An 18,525-nucleotide genomic window follows, 5' to 3' on the forward strand; every position below is an offset into this window, starting at 1 on the left:
ACAAGAAGGCCACCCAATGCTGGGTGGCCTTCTTGCGTTAACGCGTACGTCGCGCCGGAACTTGGCGCGGTCAGAGCTGAGCTCACCGCAGAAGCCGGGCCTCGAGCGCGGCGGCTGCATCGCGCACGACAGCCGCGAGCTCCGCCTCCCGGTCCCCGTCGCCGGCCCAGGTGACCGCGACCGCGGCCACCGGCCAGCCCGCGGCGTCCCTCACGACGGCGCCAACGGATCGGAGGCCCTCCGCGACCTCACCGTCCTCCGTCGCGTACCCGCGGAACCGGACCTCGCGCAGCAGATCCCGCAACTCGCTCGGACGACGCGGGCCCCGCCCCGTGCGGTCCGGGAACGCCGAAGCATCCGGATACTGCGCCCTGACCTGCTCGCGGGGGAGCGCCGCCAGCATCGCGCGCCCCGTGGCGGTGAGGTGTGCGGGCAGACGGACCCCCACGTCGGTCACGAGAGCCGGACGGCGCGGGGCGCGCTCCTCGACGATGTACAGCACATCCCGTCCGCTCATGACAGCGAGGTGGGCGCTCTCCCCGAGCCGGTCCGAGACCCCCGCCACCAGCGGGCGACCCAACCGGGCGAGGGGCTGCTGGCGCGCGTAGCCGCCGGCGAGCTCGAACGCCGATGTCCCGAGCCCCCACCGTTGCTCCTCGCGGAGATGCAGCACGAAGCCGTGCGCCGCCAGTGTGCGCAGCAGATGGTAGACGGTGGACCGTGGCAGCGACAGCTCGCGCGCGATCGCCGAGGCCGCCACCGGCGCGGGGCGGCCCGCCAGGTAGCTGAGGATGCGCAGGGTCTGCGCGGCAGCGGGGACGACGGTGCCCTCGTCGCTGCGTGTGCTGTCTGGGATCACAGACACAGGTTGTCACGAAGGGATCGCTGCGTCGAGTCGGCGGGTGTGGAATCGAGGCATGAGTGCACACGCCCCCGTCGCCGTCGGAGCCCGCCCCCTCTCCCCGGACGAGGTCGTGCGGGTCGTGCGGGACGATGCGCCCGTCGTGGTCGATCCGGCGGCGCTGACACGCGTCGCCGAGACCCGGCGGGTCATCGATGGGCTCGCGGCCGACCCGCACCCGCACTACGGGGTGTCGACCGGCTTCGGTGCGCTCGCGACCACTTTCATCGCCCCGGAACGCCGTCTGCAACTCCAGGCGAGCCTCATCCGCTCCCACGCCGCCGGGACCGGAGCCGAGGTCGAGCGCGAAGTGGTGCGCGGGCTGCAGCTGCTGCGCCTGCAGACCCTCGCCTCCGGCCGCACCGGCGTCCGTCCGGTCGTCGTGGAGACCTATGCGGCTCTGCTCAACGCGGGGATCGTGCCCGTGGTCCGCGAGTACGGGTCGCTGGGCTGCTCCGGCGATCTCGCCCCCCTCGCACACATCGCGCTGGCCACCATGGGGGAGGGCGAGGTGCGAGACGCGGACGGTCGTCTCGTGGAGGCCGCGGAGGCGCTGCGCGCTGCCGGGATCGCGCCGCTCACCCTTGTCGAGAAGGAGGGACTGGCCCTCATCAACGGCACGGACGGCATGCTCGGCATGCTCGTGCTCGCCCTGCACGACCTCGAGACGCTGCTCCTCACCGCCGACGTGGCCGCGGCGATGTCGGTCGAGTCGCAGCTCGGCACCGACGCCGTGTTCGCCGCCGACCTCATGGCTCTGCGCCCGCAGGCCGGACAGGCGGTCTCGGCGGCCCACCTCCGTGCGCTGCTCGCGGGCTCGCCGATGGTCGCCAGCCATCGGGGCCCCGAGGACGGCCGCGTCCAGGACGCCTACTCTCTCCGGTGCTCGCCCCAGGTGCACGGGGCCGCCCGGGACACCCTCGGCCACGCCGCGATGATCGCGGAGCGCGAGCTGGCCAGCGTCATCGACAACCCGATCATCACCCTCGACGGGCGCATCGAGTCGAACGGCAACTTCCACGGGGCGCCCGTGGCCGCGGTGCTCGACTTCCTCGCGATCTCGGTCGCCGACGTCGCGTCCGTCTCGGAGCGCCGCACGGACCGAGCCCTCGACCCGTCCCGCAGCCACGGTCTCCCGCCCTTCCTCGCCGCCGAGGTCGGCGTGGACTCGGGCCTCATGATCGCGCAGTACGCGGCGGCCGGGATCGTGTCCGAACTCAAGCGCCTCGCCGTCCCCGCATCCGTGGACTCCATCCCGTCGTCGGCGATGCAGGAGGATCACGTCTCGATGGGCTGGGCCGCGGCCCGCAAGCTGCGTCGCGCCATCGACGGACTGTCCCGCGTCCTCGCGATCGAGATCCTCACAGCGGCGCGGGCGCTGGACCTCCGCGCCCCTCTGGAGGCAGGGCCCGCCACGGGAGCGGTGCGCGACCTCGTCCGAACCGTCGCGGCCGGTCCCGGCCCCGACCGCCACCTCTCGCCCGAGATGGAAGCCGTGACCGGCCTCGTCCAGTCCGGGGAGATCGCCCGCATCGCGAAGGAGCATGTGCATGACTGAGGAGACCGGAGCGCGCATCGTGCGCGCGCCTCGAGGTGCCGAGCGCACCGCGAAGAGCTGGGGCGCGGAAGCGGCCAAGCGGATGCTGATGAACAACCTCGACCCCGAGGTCGCCGAGCACCCCGACGACCTCGTCGTCTACGGCGGCACGGGCAAGGCGGCACGGAGCTGGGCGGCGTACGACGCCATCGTGCGCACACTCGACGAGCTGGAGCCGGATGAGACGCTGCTCGTCCAGTCCGGCAAACCGGTCGGGGTGTTCCGTACCCACGAGTGGGCGCCGCGCGTGCTCATCGCCAACTCCCACCTCGTCGGCGACTGGGCCACCTGGCCGGAGTTCCGCCGGCTCGAGGAGCTCGGGCTCACGATGTACGGCCAGATGACCGCCGGCTCCTGGATCTACATCGGCACGCAGGGCATCCTCCAGGGGACGTACGAGACCTTCGCCGCGGTGGCCCGCTCGCTCGGACGGGATTCGCTGCGCGGCACGCTGACCCTCACCGCGGGTGCCGGAGGCATGGGCGGCGCACAACCTCTCGCCGTGACGATGAACGACGGCGCGGTCCTCATCGCGGACGTCGACGAGACGCGGCTCGCCCGCCGCGTGGAGCACGGCTACCTCGACGAGTACACGACCGACCTCGACGCCGCCGTGGCGCGGGTGGTCGCCGCGAAGGAGGCCGGTGAGGCGCTGTCCGTCGGTGTGGTCGGCAACGCGGCCGAGGTCTTCCCGGAACTGCACCGTCGCGGGGTCCCGGTCGACATCGTGACCGACCAGACCAGCGCCCACGACCCGCTCGCCTACCTCCCGGTCGGCGTCGACGTCGCCCGCTGGAAGGAGGAGGTGGCGCGCGACCCCGAGGCGTTCACCCGTCGGTCGCGCGAGTCCATGGCCGCGCACGTCGCGGCGATGGTCGCGTTCCAGGACGCCGGGGCCGCGGTCTTCGACTACGGCAACTCGATCCGCGCGGAGGCGCAGCTCGGAGGGTTCGATCGTGCCTTCGCGTTCCCCGGGTTCGTCCCCGCCTACATCCGCCCGCAGTTCGAGGAGGGGCGCGGGCCGTTCCGCTGGGTGGCGCTGTCCGGCGATCCCGAGGACATCGCCAAGACGGACCGGGCGATCGCCGAGCTCTTCCCCGAGGACGCGGCCCTGCACCGCTGGCTCGACAAGGCGGGCGAGAAGGTGCACTTCGAGGGGCTGCCGGCGCGCATCTGCTGGCTCGGCTACCAGGAGCGGCACCTCGCCGGACTGAAGTTCAACGAGATGGTCGCTTCGGGAGAGCTCTCCGCACCGATCGTGATCGGCCGCGACCACCTCGACTCCGGTTCCGTCGCGTCGCCGTACCGGGAGACCGAGGCCATGAAGGACGGCTCCGACGCGATCGCCGACTGGCCGCTCCTCAACGCCCTCCTCAACACGGCGTCCGGGGCCTCCTGGGTGTCGCTGCACCACGGCGGCGGGGTGGGGATCGGCCGGTCGATCCACGCCGGGCAGGTCACGGTGGCGGACGGCTCCGCGCTCGCCGCGGAGAAGCTCGCCCGGGTCCTGACGAATGACCCGGGAACCGGAGTCATGCGCCATGTGGACGCCGGGTACGAGCACGCGAGGGAGGTCGCGCGCGACCGCGGACTGAAGGTGCCGCTACTGTGACGACCACGCTGATCACCGGCATCGGGGAACTGACGACCAACGACCCGACTCCCACGGACCCGTGCGGCACACTCCTCGATGCGGCCGTCCTGATCGACGGCGGACGGATCGCCTGGGTCGGGCCGTCGAGCCTCGCCCCGGCCGCCGACGAGACCGTCGACGCGCGCGGGCGAGCGGTGATCCCCGGGTTCGTCGACAGTCACAGCCATCTCGTCTTCGCCGGCGATCGCGCGGCGGAGTTCGAGGCGCGCATGGCGGGCCAGCCTTATGCCGCGGGCGGGATCCGGTCCACGGTCCGGGCCACGCGGGCGGCCGGTGACGACGAGCTGAGGGCACGCCTGCGCGGATTCGTCGCCGAACTGCGACGACAGGGCACCACGACGGTCGAGATCAAGAGCGGGTACGGGCTCAGCGTCGCGGACGAGGAGCGTCTCGTCCGTCTCGCCGCCGAGGTGACGCCGGAGGTCACCTTCCTCGGCGCCCACGTGGTGCCGGCCGAGTACGCCGAGGATCCGGACGCCTACGTCGACCTCGTCGTCGGTCCGATGCTCGACGCCTGCGCGCCGCACGCCCGATGGATCGACGTGTTCTGTGAGACCGGCGCGTTCACGGTGGCGCAGTCGCGGCGGATCCTCGAGGCGGGCATCGCCCGTGGCCTGGCCCCTCGGGTGCACGCGAGCCAGCTCGGCCCCGGCGACGGGGTGCGGATGGCCGTCGACGTGGGAGCGGCATCCGTCGACCACGGCACCTTCCTCACGGACGCGGACATCGCCGCGCTCGCGGCATCGGACACCGTGCTCACCCTCCTGCCGGGCGTGGAGTTCTCCACCCGCCAGCCCTATCCGGATGCGCGCCGGCTGCTTGACGCGGGCGTGACCATCGCGCTGTCCTGTGACACGAACCCCGGATCCAGCTTCACCTCGTCCCTGCCGTTCTGCATCGCGATCGCGGTCCGCGACATGGGCATGACCCCGGCGGAGGCGGTCTGGGCGGCCACCGCGGGCGGAGCGCAGGCGCTCCGCCGCGACGACATCGGCCGGCTCGTCCCCGGCGCACGCGCCGACCTCGTGCTGCTGGACGCGCCCACCCGGGTGCACCTGGCGTATCGACCGGGGGTGCCCCTCGTCGCGCGCGTCTGGAAGGACGGGGCGACCGTGCGCTGACCGTCGCGAGCGGTCAGCGCAGGACGTCGGCGCAGATCACCGCGGCGGCGGCGGACCACGCCTGCGGACGACAGGCGGCGGGGTAGGGCACCGGACGGCCTCCGGGGACGCGGGGCTCGCCCGAATGCAGCTCGGGTACCCGGTAGTCGAAGCCCTCGGCCAGATCGAGCAGTTCCGCGGCGAGCCGACGGGCGTGCGCGGTCAGTCCGGCGCGCCGCATCCCGTGCACGGCGATGGCCGTGTCGTGGGTCCAGACGCTGCCGCCGTGATAGCTGAGCGGCCAATAGCCCGCGGCCCCCGTGGACATCGTGCGGACACCGTAGCCGCTCGCCATGCTCTCGCCGACGAGCAGGTCCGCGCACGCCCGCTCCTCCTCCGCATCGAGCAGGCCGGTGCCGATGAGGTGACCGATGTTGCTGGTGAGGGAATCGACCGGGGCCCCGTGCGCGTCGAGCGCGATGGCGGGATACCGCCCCTCCGGAGTGGTCACCCAATAGGCGTCCCGGAACCGTCGACGGAGGTCCGCCGCCCAGTCGCGCAGCTCATCACCGCCGGGCTCGCCGAGGTGGTCGAGAAGGGCGGCGCCGCGCACCGCGGCCTCGTAGGCGTAGCCCTGCACCTCGCTGAGGGCGATCGGCCCTTCCGCCAGACGTCCGTCGCGCCACTGGATCGAGTCGCCCGAGTCCTTCCAGCCCTGATTCGCCAGACCGTGGCCGGTCTCGTCGGCGTAGTCGATGAAGCCGCTTCCGGAGGCATCGCCGTGCTCGATCATCCATCCGAGGGCGGCGCGCAGCGCGGGCAGCAGCTCGCGGAGCGCCGCTACCGGCAGCCCGGCCTCGTGCGCATCGGCGAGGAGACACACCCACAACGGCGTCGCGTCGACCGTGCCGTAGTACAGCGGCGGGAGGAGCACGCCCTCGCCCGGTAGGGCGAGTTCGGCGCTGCGCAGCTCATGCGCGATCTTTCCCGGGGCCTCGGCGGTCTCCGGGTTCACGGTCGTGCCCTGGAGGCGGGCGAGCACCCGCAGCGTGGAGGCGGCGATGTCGGTGTCGGCGCCCAGAGCCAGCCGCGCCGCCCAGATCGAGTCGCGGCCGAACAGCGTGAAGAACCACGGCGCACCCGCCGCGTAGAACGCATCGTCCGGGTGATCGGGCAGGGCCAGCCGAAGAGCCGCGAGGTCGGCGGCCGCGCGTTGCAGCCAGCGCGCACTGCGCGGATCGTTCCCGGTCTCGGGGGAGTGGGCGGCGGACAACCGGGGCGGAGAGGTCACGACGAGGCTCGGGTCGTCGAGGTCGAGTGCCCACGACAGTTCCACGCTGCCGCGCGGCGGCACGTCCACCCGCCAGGCGAGCAGGATCTCCCGTCCCTCGACCGACACGTCGGCGTGCGGTGCTGCGAGCGCGAACGACGCCTGGCCGGCGCGGCAGCGCTCGCCGTCCCAGCTCCACTCCTCCTCGCCGTCCCTGCCGGCCTTGACCTGCTGCATCGGCGCGAAGTCCGGACGGAGGCGCACCGTCACGTCGGCGGTGAGGGCGGCATCGAGGTGGGAGGAGAAGCGGAGGGACTCGGTGAAGGAGCCCGCACGCACCGTGCGATCCCGGTCGAGGCGCACCTTCGGATCGGCGCCGGCATCGTCGAGACCGCGGAGCAGGTCCGTGAACCTCACGTGCTGCGGCGTCGGCGAGGCGTGACCGATCGGCTCCAGAGCCGTGCCCTGGACCGCGAGGTCGATCGCGGCGATGTGACGGACGTCGCCGTGATAGATGCCGTGGATCGCGGCGGACCCCACGCTGCCGTCCCGGCCGGACCACGCCTGGGTGGGGGCCTGGAGCACGATCACGGCATCGTCGAGCAGGGGCTGGAGAGGGGGGCGGTCGGTCATTCCTTGACGGCTCCTTCGGTGGAATTCATGATGCGGCGCTGGAAGACGAAGAACATCACGGCGACGGGAATCGTCATGATGAGCGCGGCGGCGAGCTTCAGCGGGTACTGCGTCCCCTGACTGAGCTGCCCGCTGGACAGGGAGGCGACGCCCTTCGTGAGGGTCGTGAGAGCAGGATCGTTCGTCGACACGATGAAGTGGCTCAGCTCGTTCCACGACCCCTGGAAGGACAGGATCACGATCGTGATGAGTGCCGGCGTCGCCATCGGCAGTACGACCGACCAGAACGTGCGGAACGCGCCGGCGCCGTCGATGCGCGCCTGCTCCTCGACCGAGACCGGGATCGACTCGAAGAAGTTCTTCATGATGAAGACCCCGGCGGCGTCGACCAGCAGCGGCAGGATCATCCCGGCGTAGGAGTTGAAGATGCCGAGCTGGTTGATCACGAGGAACTTCGGGATCAGCAGGACGACGGTGGGCACCGACATCACGGCGACGAGCGCCGCGAACACGACGCCGCGTCCACGGAACCGCAGCCGGGCGAGCGCGTAGCCGGCGAGCGAGTTGAAGAACACCCGACCGGCCGTGACGAAGATCGTCACGATCGCGCTGTTGACGAACCAGGAGGGGAAGTCGGAGTTGGCGAACAGCCGCTCGTAGGCGGCGAAGGTCCACGACTCCGGCAGGAGGTTCACCCCGGAGGAGGCGGCGTCCTCGTCGGTCTTGAAGCTCGTGAAGACCTGGATCAGGAACGGGTAGATGTAGATGAGGGCGAGCACGATCAGCAGTGCGTACAGGGCGATCTGCCAGGCGAGCTGCTTGGACGACAGCTTCACGACGCACCTCCCGGGCCCGTGACCTCGTACGCGCGGATCCGTCGCCGGGACACCGGCCGATCGCGGAGCACCCACCGCTGCAGCAGGGTGAAGAGCACGATGATGACGAACAGGAGGAAGGCGATTGCCGCGCCCTGGCCCCACTCCTGATCGGTGAAGGCCGTCTTGTAGGACAGATAGGCGGGGGTGAGCGTCGTCTTGCTCGGTGCGCCGCGCGTGCCGGTGTAGATCTGGTCGAACACCTGCCAGCATCCGATGAGCCCGAGGGTGAGGACGGTGAACAGCGTCGGCCGCAGCTGCGGCAGGGTGACCCTCCAGAACCGCTGCCAGCCGTTGGCCCCGTCCATCATGGCCGCCTCGTCGACGTCGGGGCCGAGGTTCTGCAGGCCGGCGAGGAAGAGCAGCATGAAGGTGCCGGAGGTCGTGAAGATCGCCATGAGGATGTAGGCGCTCATCGCGATCGACGGTCCGGCGAGCCAGTCCCACCAGGAGATGCCGAGCATGCCGCCCTGGGTGAGGGCGGCGGGGCCCGAGTCGACGCCCACCCCGCTCAGCGCGAGGTGCAGGACCCCGCGGGGATCGTTGAACCAGTTCGGACCGTGGATGCCGAACCACGCCAGCACGCTGTTCACGGCGCCACTCGCCGAGAACAGGAAGAGCCAGAGCACGGTGATCGCCACCGAGCTCGTGACGGACGGGAAGTAGTACGCGGTGCGGAAGAACCCGCGCCCCCGCAACACGGCCCTGTTCACCAGGACGGCGAGGAGGAGCGCGATGGCGGTCTGCAGAGGGACGACGAGCAGCACGTACCAGGCGTTGTTGCGCAGGGCGGTGCCGAAGTCCTTCGTCGCCAGGCCGCCGTCGGTCAGCACGGCGGAGTAGTTCTCGGCCCCCACGAACGAGACGGAGGGGGAGAGCGGACTGCCGCGTCCCGCCCAGTCGGACATGCTCACCCACAGCGCCATGAGCACGGGCACGAGGAGGAAGACGCCGAGGATGACGATGACCGGGGCCGTGAAGAGCCACCCGGCGGCGGCCTCGCCGCGGCGGAGCCCGGAGGCTCCTCCGCGGCGAGGCAGGGCCTTTCCCGCCATGATTACTCGACGATCGCTTCGAGGTTCGCCTGCACGCCGCTGAGGATCTGCGCCGGGTCACCCGTCTTCAGGGACTCGAGCTGCGCGTTGAAGTCGGCGATCACGTCGGCGGCACCGTCCTGGTTCGGCGGGAACTGCGCATAGTCCGCCCCGGCGAGGAACGGCGCGAGGGCGGGGTTGTCCGCCGTCCACTGGTCGGCCGCCGACGTGATCGACGGCATCGGGCCGAACGCCTTCGAGAACGCGAGCTGGCTGTCGGCGCTGGTGAGGTACTCGACGAGGTCGAGCGCCGCCTGCTGGTTGGGGCTGTCCGCCGCCATGCCCCAGCAGTTCGTGAACTGCAGGGTGCCCTTGCCGCCGGGACCCTCCGGGAGCTCCGCCACGGTGTAGTCGACCGAGCTGAAGTCGTTGGCCATCGCACCCGTGATCCAGTTGCCCTCGATCACCATGGCCGCCAGGCCCTTGCCCAGCGCCTCGCCGCCCCATCCCGCGCCGACGTCCTTCGCGTACGCGAACGTGCCGTCGGCCAGGTGCGTCTGGACGTAGTCGAGGGCCTCGACGTTGGCGGGATCGTCGGCGATCGCGACGCCGTCCTCGACCAGGCCGCCGCCGGCCTGAGCCATGAACGCTCCGACGCGCTGGTACTCGGCGCCGAAGGCCAGGCCCACGTGCTCGGGGGTGGTCAGCTTCTGCGCGACGGCCGCGAGGTCGTCCCAGGTGGTCGGGAGGTCGGCGTCCGTGAGCCCCGCGTCCGCCCACATCTGCGTGTTGATCACGAGGGCGAGCGTCGAGAAGTCCTTCGGTGCGCAGAAGAAGGTGCCGTCGAGGGTGAAGTTCTCGACGAGGGACGGGTAGAAGTCGTCCTTGTTGGAGAGCTCGTCTCCGTAGGCCTGGAGGGAGCCGTTCGCGGCGTACCCCGCCATCTGCTCCGGTGCGAGGTAGAAGAGGTCTGCGGGCTTCCCCGCGGCGAAGCCCTGCGAGAGCTCCTGTGCCAGGTCGCTCGCGACCTGGAGGTCGACCGCGGTTCCCGACTCCGCGGACCACTCGTCGAGGGCCGACTGGACGGCCGCGGTCTCCGCGTCGCCCGACGAGCCGATGAGGACCGTGAGCCCGTCGTCGGAGGAGGAGAGCTCCGCGTCGTCGCCGCTCGGCTCGTCGCCCGAGAAACCGGAGCCGCAGCCGGTGAGCACGAGGGTGGTGGTGATCAGGACCGCTCCGGCGCCGAGCAGGGCGCGTGTGGTCTGCCGTGTCATGTCTCTCTCTCCTTTGATGAGGGCTGTCGGGCAGGAATTTGAACGATCAAACTCTGCATGGAATACGCTAGGTGCGGCAGTGCGGACGTGTCAAGCCGCCGGGATCGAGGAGAGCGATGGCCAAGGCGCCGACGGTCGAGGACGTGGCGGCCCACGCCGGTGTGTCCCGCCAGACGGTGTCGAACGTCCTCAACACCCCGGACATCGTGCGGCCGGCGACCCGGGAGCGCGTGCTCTCCGCCATCGACGAGCTCGGCTACCGACGGCATGCGGCCGCGCGGCGGCTGCGGCTGCGGCGCAGCTCGACCATCGGCATCCGGCTGGATCCGTACCTGGGCGGCATCTCGGGAGTGGTGCTCGACCGGTTCGTGCACGCGATCACCGAACGGGCGAGCGCGCGCGGGATGCGCATGCTCGTGTACGCGGCGCGGACGCCGGAGGAGGAGCTCGGGCGGCTCGCCGAGCTGTGGGAGGGGTCGGAGATCGATGCGGCGATCCTCACCGGCACCGTCCGCGACGACCCCCGCGTGACCCGGTTGGATGCGCTCGGCCTGCCGTTCATCTCGTTCGGGAGGCCGTGGGGCGACGACGACATCGCCGACCCCACGCATCTCTGGGTCGACGTCGACGGTGCGGCGGGCACGCGGGCGGCGACACGACACGCGCTCGAGCGGGGCACCGAGGTGGCCTTCCTGGGGTGGCCGGCGGGATCAGGCACGGGCGACGACCGTGAGCGCGGATGGCGGGAGGCGCTCGCCGAGGCGGGGGCGCGCGGGGCGCGGATCGTCGCCGAGGACGCGGTCCCTGACGCGCGACGCGCGGTCATCCGGGCGTGGGAGGACGGCCAGCGGGCCGACGCGGTCGTCTGCGCCAGCGACTCGCTCGCGGTCGGGGCGCTGCTCGGCCTCGCCGATGCGGGGGCGGCGGTGCCCGTCATCGGGTTCGACAACACCCCGACGGCCGAAGCCTTGGGCTTCTCGAGCGTGGAACAGCGGCCGGAGGACGTCGCGGAGGCGATCCTGCACCTGCTGATGGGGCCGACGGGGGACGTCGTGTCACCACGCCGGGTCGAGTCCGGTTCGGCGCACGCGCTCATCACTCCCGAACTCGTGGTGCGCTGAGCCGGCGCCGGGCTGCCGGGGTCAGCGGGCGGCGAGTCCGGCGAGCAGCTCGAGGACGCACAGCGCCGCGAGCCGCACGGTACGCGCGTCCTCGGTGTCCGCGGTGGCGTCGACCTCGGCGATGTCGGCGCTGACCACCCGCGGATCAGCGGCCACCGCGCGGGCGAGGGCGCGCAGTTCCCACGCCGCCAGGCCCCCGGGGACGCTGGCCGGGCACCCCGGGGCGACGGCACGATCACAGGCGTCCACGTCGATGTCGAGGTGCACGCGGGCGGCGTCACCGGCACCGGCGATCTCGACCGCCTCGGCGACGACGTCAGCGATCCCCCGCCGACGCACGTCGTCGATCGTGATGACCCGGATGCCCCAGTCGGCCGCGCGGCGGGCGTACGCCGCGGAGTTCGCGAAGTCGGCGAGGCCGATCTGCACGATGCGCGCGGGGTCGATGCGCGCGGTCGGGACGGAGGCCGCGACCGGGTCGTCCTCCACCAGCCGCCGGACCGGGGTGCCGTTGGAGACCCCGTCGCGCAGGTCGAAGTGCGCGTCGATCGTGATCAGGCCCGTCGCCCGGGCGCCGAGCGCCACCGGATACGTGAGGGAGTTGTCCCCGCCGAGCGCGATCACCAGGGCGGATGCCTCCGCGAGCCCGCGCACGCGCGCGATCGCCTCGGCCTCTCCTGCCTCTCCGTCCGGCTCGGACACATCGCCGGCGTCGGCGATGCGGAGCACCTCGTCCAGGTCGACCGGCGAGGGGCCCAGCACCGTCGTGCCGTAGCGGGGGAGCGCCGCGCGGATCGCCGCCGGGGTCGCATGCGCCCCGGTCGGCGAGAGCGAGGTGCGCCAGGTCGGGACGCCGAGGAGCACGGCATCGGCGGCACCGTCGAACGCGGGCCAGGCACCCGCGCGCGGCCAGAGCGGGTCATGGGACAGCGGCATCTCAGACTCCCGGGATGAGGGCATGGGCGACGGTGAAGATCGCGAGTCCGGCCAGCGCACCGACGACGGTGCCGTTCAGCCGGATGTACTGGAGGTCCCGGCCGACCATGAGCTCGATCTTCTCGGTGGTCTCGGCGGGATCCCAGCGTTCGACGGTGTCGGTGATGATCGACGCGATGTCGTGTCGGTACCGGTCCACGAGGAAGACGGCGGCGTCGGACACCCAGGTGTCGACGCGGTGCTGGAGGGCGGCGTCGGTCGTGAGGCGCTCGCCGACCTCCTGCAGCGCCTGGACGGCGCGCCGCCGCAGCCCGCTCTCCGGGTCCGCCAGGGCGGCGAGGAGCCCGTTCTTCGCGGTGTTCCACGCCTCCGCGGCGAGAGCACCCACGCGCGGACTGTCGAACAGCGCGGCCTTCGCGTTCTCCAGCTTCTCCCGGGTCGCCGGGTCGTTCTGCAGGGCGTCCGCGAGGCGGGCCAGGTACCCGTCGATCGCGAGGCGGGCGGGATGCCGGGGATCGGCCTGCACGGCCCGCACGAACTTCATGGCCTCGTTGTAGACGGTGTCGTCGATGAGGCGGTGCGCGATCTTGGGCATCCACCCGGGCAGCCGCCGGGAGACGAGTCCCGCGAAGGAGGCGGCGTTCGCGTCGAGCCATCGCCCGATGCTGTCGACGGCGAGGTCGACTGCTCCGTGATGCGCCTCGGCGTCCACGATCTTCTCCAGCCAGGCCCCCGCGGGCGGACCCCATTCCGGGGCGACGAGGTGCTCACGGGCGAGGTCGGCGATGAGGTCGCGCACGTCGTCGTCGCTCAGCGCGTTCAGCACCGCCGTCGCGATCGTGGCTCCCTCCGCGGCGACGCGTTCCGCGTGCGGGGTCTCCCGGAGCCATTCCCCGGCACGGACGGCGATCGCGGTGCTGGTGAGCTTGGTCCGCACGACGTCGGCGGCGAGGAAGTTCGTCTCGACGAACTCGCCCAGCGTCCGGCCGATCTCGTCCTTCCGGTTCGGGATGATGGCCGTGTGCGGGATCGGCAGGCCGAGCGGACGGCGGAACAGGGCCGTCACCGCGAACCAGTCGGCCAGGGCGCCGACCATGCCGCCTTCCGCGGCGGCGCGGACGTAGGCGAGCCACCCCACCCGCTCCTGGAACGCGAAGGCGACGACGAACGCCACGGCCATGAACACGAGAGCGCCGAGCGCGACGGCCTTCATCCGCCGCAGTGCGCGCCGGCGCTCCTGATCGGCGACGGAGAGCAGCGTCGTGGGTGTTCGCGGCATGACGTCATCCTTTCACGGGGCGGGTAGCCTCGATACGTGATCGAAGACATCAAGAAGCGCGCTCTCCACCGCACCAGCATCCTCGAGGGTCAGATGCGCGGCGTCGCGCGGATGATCGAGAACGAGGAGTACTGCATGGACATCATCACGCAGTCCCGCGCGATCCAGCGCTCGCTCGAGTCGCTCAACCGTCTGCTGCTCGAGAACCACCTCCGCACCCACGTCACCCACATGTTCGAGGACGGAGGGGAGGAGCGCGACAAGGCCGTCGACGAGCTCCTCAAGGCCTTCGACTTCGACCGTAAGTAGACCCCGGGCGCGGTTCAGCGCGCGGTGGCCTCGTCCGCCACGGCCAGCGCCTCGTCGATCGCGGCCAGACCCCGCACCAGCTCCTCCTCCTCGATCACCAGCGGGGGAGCGATGTGCAGCCGATGGAAGTGCGTGAACGGCCACACGCCGGCTCGCTTCACGGCCGCGGCGAACGCGGTCATCGGTGCGGCGTCGGCACCGCTCGCATTGAACGGGACGAGCGGTTCCTTCGTCTGCTGATCCCGGACGAGCTCGACCGCCCAGAACAGGCCGCGACCCCGGACCTCGCCGACGCTCGGGTGGGATGCCGCCCAGGAGCGCAGGGTCGGTCCGACGATGCGCTCGCCGAGGTCGCGCACGCGTTCCAGGATGCCGTCGCGGCGGAAGACCTCGAACGTGGCCACCCCCGCGGCACAGGCGAGGGGGTGGCCGGAGTAGGTGAGCCCGCCCGCGAACGGGACGGTGTCGAAGGCGGCGGCGATGCGGTCCGACAGGACGACGCCACCGAGCGGGACGTACCCGGAGTTCACGCCCTTCGCGAAGGTCAGCAGGTCAGGGCGGCCGTCGAACGCATCGATGCCGAACCACTCGCCGAGGCGCCCGAATCCGACCATGACCTCGTCCGCGATGAAGACGATCCCGTAGCGATCGCAGAGCGCGCGCACCCCGGGGAGGTAACCCGGCGGCGGGAGGAGCACGCCGTTCGTGCCCACCACCGTCTCGATGATGAGGGCCGCGATGGTCTGCGGACCCTCGAGCTGGATGGTCTGCTCCAGGTGGGCGAGGGCGCGCTCCGTCTCCTGCTCCGGGGTCTCGCTGTGGAACGGCGAGCGGTACAGGTACGGCCCGAAGAAGCGCACCGCGCCCGTGTCACTCACGTCGTTCGCCCACCGGCGCGGGTCGCCGGTCAGGGCGATCGCGGTCGCCGTGGAACCGTGGTAGCTGCGGTACATCGACAGCACCTTCCGCCGGCCCGTCGCCTGCCGGGCCATCCGCACCGCGTACTCGTTCGCCTCCGCGCCGCCGTTCGTGAAGAAGACCTTCTCGAAGCCGTCGGGGGCGACCTCGGCGATGAGGCGTGCGAGCTCACCGCGCACGTCGTTCGCCATCGCCGGCTGGATGGTCGCCAGCCGTCCGGCCTGCCGCTGGATCGCGGCGACGAGGTCGGGGTGCTGGTGACCCAGGTTGAGGTTCACGAGCTGGCTGGAGAAGTCGAGGTAGGCGGTGCCCTCGTAGTCCCAGAAGGTCGAGCCCTGCCCGGCGGCGACGGGCAGCGGATCGATCAGGGCCTGCGCGCTCCAGGAGTGGAAGACGTGGGCGCGGTCGTCGGCGCGCACCTGCGCCTCGGCGTCCGGGGCGGGGAGGGCAGAGGTGACGCCGTGGCGGTCGGTGAAGCTCGTCATCGTGATCGCTCCTTGTCAGTGGTTGCTCGGGAAGCCGAGGTCGATCTGGGACGGCGTGTGGTCGGGCCACCGCGTCGTGACCACCTTGGAGCGCGTGTAGAAGTGCACGGACTCCGGGCCGTAGATGTGGGCGTCACCGAAGAGCGAGTCCTTCCAGCCTCCGAAGGAGTAGGCGCCGACCGGGACGGGGATCGGCACGTTGACACCGACCATGCCGACCTCGATGTCGAACTCGTACTGGCGGGCCGTTCCCCCGTCGCGCGTGAAGATCGCCGTCCCGTTGCCGTAGGCGTTCGCGTTGACGAGGGCGACCGCATCCGCATAGGTCGCCACGCGCACCACGGACAGGACCGGACCGAAGATCTCCTCGTCGTAGACGCGCATCCCCGGGGTGACGTCGTCGATGAGGCTCACCCCGAGGAAGAACCCGTCGCCCGGGAACGACCTCGTGGTGCCGTCCACGACGACCCGCGCTCCCTCCGCCGCGGCCCCCGTGACGAAGGAGGCGACACGGTCGCGGTGCTCCGCCGTGATGAGCGGACCCATCTCGCTGGCCGGGTCCGTGCCGGGGCCGATCGCGAGACCCTCGATGCGGGTGGCGATCGCGGCGACGAGGTCGTCGGCAATGTCGCCGACCGCCACGAGCACGGACACCGCCATGCAGCGTTCGCCCGCGGAGCCGTAGGCGGCGGAGACGGCCGCGTCCGCGGCCGCGTCGAGGTCGGCATCGGGCATCACGACCATGTGGTTCTTCGCGCCGCCCAGCGCCTGCACGCGCTTGCCGGCCGCCGAGGCGCGCTGGTAGATCGACCGGGCGATGGGCGTCGAGCCGACGAAGCTCACGGCCTGCACGCGCGGGGACTCCAGGAGCGCGTCGACGGCCTCCCTGTCGCCGTGCACGACGTTCAGCACACCGTCGGGGAGGCCGGCCTCACGGAACAGCCGCGCCAGCCAGACGGCGGCGGACGGGTCCTTCTCGCTGGGCTTGAGGACGACGGTGTTGCCGCACGCGATCGCCGATGCCACCATCCACAGCGGCACCATGACCGGGAAGTTGAACGGCGTCACGGCGGCGACCACCCCGACGGGCTGCTTGACGGAGTGCACGTCGACGCCGCGGGAGACCTGCTCGCTGCGCTCGCCCTTGAGGAGGTGCACGAGACCGGCGGCGAACTCGACGTTCTCGATGCCACGCGACACCTCGCCGGCGGCGTCGGAGAGCACCTTGCCGTGCTCCGAGGTCACGATCGCGGCGAGCTCGTCCGTGCGCTCCTTCAGCAGCTGACGAAGCCGGAAGAACACGTCCGCGCGCTTGATGAGACTCGTCTCCCGCCAGCCGGGCAGCGCGGCGGCAGCGGCCGTCACGGCTGCGTCGACCTCGGCGGCGGATGCGAAGGCCACCTCGCGGGTGACCTCTCCGGTGGCCGGATCGAAGACGGGGCCCCGACGGACCGCAGCGGCGGTCTCGGTGCCGTTGATGACGTGACGGACGATGTCCACGGGGCTCCTTCGCGAGTCGTCGCGTATCGAACACTCTGACCGAGGGTCGCTACGCTGGGGTACTGCCCATGCTCACAGACGACGAGAGGCCTGCAGAGTGTCAGAGCGTCAGGAGTTCGTCCCGGTCCGGACAGATCGTCCGGAACCGGCCGTCCTCTGCGTCGCGGACGTCCTCGCGCTGCCCGTGGTCCAGCGAGGAGCGCCGGCCGTGCTCGTCGGCGGGGTGGCGCTCGACGCGGGGGTCCGATGGGTCCACGTCTCCGACAGTGCCGACGTCGCCCGCCTGCTCGACGGCGGGGAGCTGCTGCTCACGACGGGGGCGGCCTGGCCCACAGAGCCCGGGGCGCTGCGTCGTCTCGTCGCGCAGCTGACGAGGGTCGGGGTGTCCGGGATCGTCGTCGAGCTCGGTGAGCGGATGCCCCGGGTCCCGGATGCGGTCGTCGCGGCGTGCGCCGCCTCCGGGCTCGCCCTCGTCGCGCTCGCCGCCGAGGTGAAGTTCGTCGCCGTCACCGAGGCCGTGCACCGCGCGCTGATCGACGCGCAGACCGCCGCGCTCCGTGAGCGACAGCGGCTGCACGACCTCTTCACCGAACTCAGCCTCCGGGGCGCTCCCGCCGACGTGATCGTGTCGGAGGTCGCCCGCGCGCTCGACGTTCCCGTGGTCCTGGAGAATCCGTCGGGGGAGGTGATCGCGGCCGAGGCTCTCCGCCTTCCGCTCCCCGCGGTCCTTCGACCCGGCACCCCGGAGGGCGGCGACCGCGTGCCCGTCCAGGCGCGCGGCGTGCGCTGGGGCTGGCTCGTGGCGGGCGACGGGCCGCCGCATCCCGCGGGACGCGCCACGGTCCTCGAACTCGGGGCGACCGCCCTCGCGTTCGGCTGCCTCGCGGACGGCGAGGGCGCCTGGTCGCTGCTCGCCCATCGCCGGCTCCTCGACGACCTCCTCGGCGCCCGCTTCGCCCGCGAGGAGGACATCGCGTCCCGCCTCCGCCGGCTCGGCCTCGACCCGGCGGAGAGCGGGAGCCGCGGCCTGGTGATCCGGGCCGAGGGGCCGGCGGAACCGCCCGTGGAGCGGGCGCGCGCGGCCGGGTTCGCCGCGGTCGGAGCGCGCCGCGGTGCCGACATCGTCCTGCTCCTCGGTCCCGGTTCCCTGACGGACGCCGTGGTGCAGCGGGTGGCCGACGGCGCCCCCGCGGTGGTCGGGCCGGAGGCGGCGGGTGTCCTCGGGCTCCTCGCCTCGACGCGCGCGGCCCTCGCGCTCGCCGCGCGAGCGCCCGGCGGGGAGGCGCCGACCGTGCGTCGGGTCGACGATCGTCCCCTGGAGCGTCTCGTCTCCGCCCTGCACGACGATCGGCGACTGCAGGCGCACAGCGAGCAGATGCTCGCGCCGCTGCTCCGCCACGACCGTGAGCGCCGGGGAGACCTGCTGGACGTCCTCGCCGCGCTCGTCGCGCACCCGGGCAACCGGTCGGCCGCCGCGGCGGCGAGTCACCTGTCCCGGTCGGTGTTCTACCAGCGGCTCGCCCTCATCGGCGAGCTCATCGGAGCCGACCTGGACGACGGCGAGACGCTGGCCGCCCTGCACCTCGCGCTCCTGGCGCGACGCCGCGACGCGCCGGCCACCCGCTGACACCCCGGCGCC

General features: G+C 72.1%; 15 protein-coding genes. 6 read left to right on the forward strand and 9 right to left on the reverse strand.

The window, feature by feature from the left end; all coding sequences use genetic code 11:
* Nucleotides 1-82: 82 nt before the first annotated feature.
* Nucleotides 83-865 carry an IclR family transcriptional regulator gene (locus KAF39_RS14555; protein WP_210678077.1) on the reverse strand — a complete coding sequence of 261 codons (783 nt, stop codon included), beginning with the start codon at nt 863-865 and terminating at the stop codon, nt 83-85.
* A gap of 52 nt (nt 866-917) precedes the next feature.
* Here KAF39_RS14555 and hutH point away from each other — a divergent pair, with 52 nt between their 5' ends.
* Genes hutH through hutI form a run of 3 tightly spaced genes read left to right on the forward strand, consistent with a single transcriptional unit; the run spans nt 918 to nt 5,273 of the window.
* Nucleotides 918-2,459, forward strand: coding sequence for a histidine ammonia-lyase (gene hutH / locus KAF39_RS14560; protein WP_210678078.1), 1,542 nt, complete (start codon nt 918-920; stop codon nt 2,457-2,459).
* Entirely contained in the window at nt 2,452-4,110 is a 1,659-nt protein-coding gene (gene hutU, locus KAF39_RS14565) for a urocanate hydratase (protein ID WP_210678079.1), read from the forward strand. Before hutH ends, hutU begins: the two co-directional genes overlap by 8 nt.
* Nucleotides 4,107-5,273: an imidazolonepropionase gene (gene hutI, locus KAF39_RS14570; RefSeq protein ID WP_210678080.1), complete on the forward strand. Its 1,167-nt coding sequence runs from the start codon at nt 4,107-4,109 to the stop codon at nt 5,271-5,273. Before hutU ends, hutI begins: the two co-directional genes overlap by 4 nt.
* Before the next feature lie 13 nt (nt 5,274-5,286).
* Here the strand turns inward: hutI and KAF39_RS14575 are convergent, their stop codons facing one another.
* Genes KAF39_RS14575 through KAF39_RS14590 form a run of 4 tightly spaced genes read right to left on the reverse strand, consistent with a single transcriptional unit; the run spans nt 5,287 to nt 10,338 of the window.
* Nucleotides 5,287-7,155: a glycogen debranching N-terminal domain-containing protein gene (locus KAF39_RS14575; RefSeq protein ID WP_210678081.1), complete on the reverse strand. Its 1,869-nt coding sequence runs from the start codon at nt 7,153-7,155 to the stop codon at nt 5,287-5,289.
* Nucleotides 7,152-7,991 carry a carbohydrate ABC transporter permease gene (locus KAF39_RS14580; RefSeq protein ID WP_210678082.1) on the reverse strand — a complete coding sequence of 280 codons (840 nt, stop codon included), beginning with the start codon at nt 7,989-7,991 and terminating at the stop codon, nt 7,152-7,154. The genes KAF39_RS14575 and KAF39_RS14580 overlap by 4 nt, the downstream gene beginning before the upstream one ends.
* Nucleotides 7,988-9,085 (reverse strand): carbohydrate ABC transporter permease, encoded by a 1,098-nt coding sequence (locus KAF39_RS14585; protein WP_210678083.1) that lies wholly within the window; start codon nt 9,083-9,085, stop codon nt 7,988-7,990. Before KAF39_RS14585 ends, KAF39_RS14580 begins: the two co-directional genes overlap by 4 nt.
* Before the next feature lie 2 nt (nt 9,086-9,087).
* A complete protein-coding gene (locus KAF39_RS14590; protein WP_210678084.1) occupies nt 9,088-10,338 on the reverse strand; it encodes an extracellular solute-binding protein in 1,251 nt (416 codons plus the stop codon).
* Between the two features lie 116 nt (nt 10,339-10,454).
* Here KAF39_RS14590 and KAF39_RS14595 point away from each other — a divergent pair, with 116 nt between their 5' ends.
* Complete coding sequence (locus KAF39_RS14595; RefSeq protein ID WP_210678085.1) at nt 10,455-11,459, forward strand: LacI family DNA-binding transcriptional regulator; 1,005 nt, start codon at nt 10,455-10,457, stop codon at nt 11,457-11,459.
* Nucleotides 11,460-11,480: 21 nt separating this feature from the next.
* On the opposite strand, the gene KAF39_RS14600 is transcribed toward KAF39_RS14595, so the two are convergent.
* A complete protein-coding gene (locus KAF39_RS14600; RefSeq protein WP_210678086.1) occupies nt 11,481-12,395 on the reverse strand; it encodes an arginase family protein in 915 nt (304 codons plus the stop codon).
* 1 nt (nt 12,396) lies between these two features.
* Entirely contained in the window at nt 12,397-13,674 is a 1,278-nt protein-coding gene (locus tag KAF39_RS14605; RefSeq protein ID WP_210678087.1) for a DUF445 domain-containing protein, read from the reverse strand.
* A 36-nt stretch (nt 13,675-13,710) separates the two neighbouring features.
* Here KAF39_RS14605 and KAF39_RS14610 point away from each other — a divergent pair, with 36 nt between their 5' ends.
* A complete protein-coding gene (locus KAF39_RS14610) occupies nt 13,711-13,983 on the forward strand; it encodes a metal-sensitive transcriptional regulator (protein WP_210678088.1) in 273 nt (90 codons plus the stop codon).
* Nucleotides 13,984-13,997: 14 nt separating this feature from the next.
* Here the strand turns inward: KAF39_RS14610 and KAF39_RS14615 are convergent, their stop codons facing one another.
* Both KAF39_RS14615 and KAF39_RS14620 read right to left on the reverse strand, forming a co-directional pair.
* Complete coding sequence (locus tag KAF39_RS14615) at nt 13,998-15,386, reverse strand: aspartate aminotransferase family protein (RefSeq protein WP_210678089.1); 1,389 nt, start codon at nt 15,384-15,386, stop codon at nt 13,998-14,000.
* A 15-nt stretch (nt 15,387-15,401) separates the two neighbouring features.
* Nucleotides 15,402-16,886: a CoA-acylating methylmalonate-semialdehyde dehydrogenase gene (locus tag KAF39_RS14620; protein ID WP_210678090.1), complete on the reverse strand. Its 1,485-nt coding sequence runs from the start codon at nt 16,884-16,886 to the stop codon at nt 15,402-15,404.
* 97 nt (nt 16,887-16,983) lie between these two features.
* Between KAF39_RS14620 and KAF39_RS14625 the strand changes: the two genes are divergently transcribed.
* On the forward strand, nt 16,984-18,513 hold the full coding sequence (locus KAF39_RS14625) for a PucR family transcriptional regulator ligand-binding domain-containing protein (RefSeq protein ID WP_307805225.1): 1,530 nt from the start codon (nt 16,984-16,986) through the stop codon (nt 18,511-18,513).
* The last annotated feature ends 12 nt before the right edge of the window (nt 18,514-18,525 follow it).

Source organism: Microbacterium sp. BLY, from assembly GCF_017939615.1.
In the GTDB taxonomy this organism is placed as follows: Bacteria; Actinomycetota; Actinomycetes; order Actinomycetales; family Microbacteriaceae; genus Microbacterium.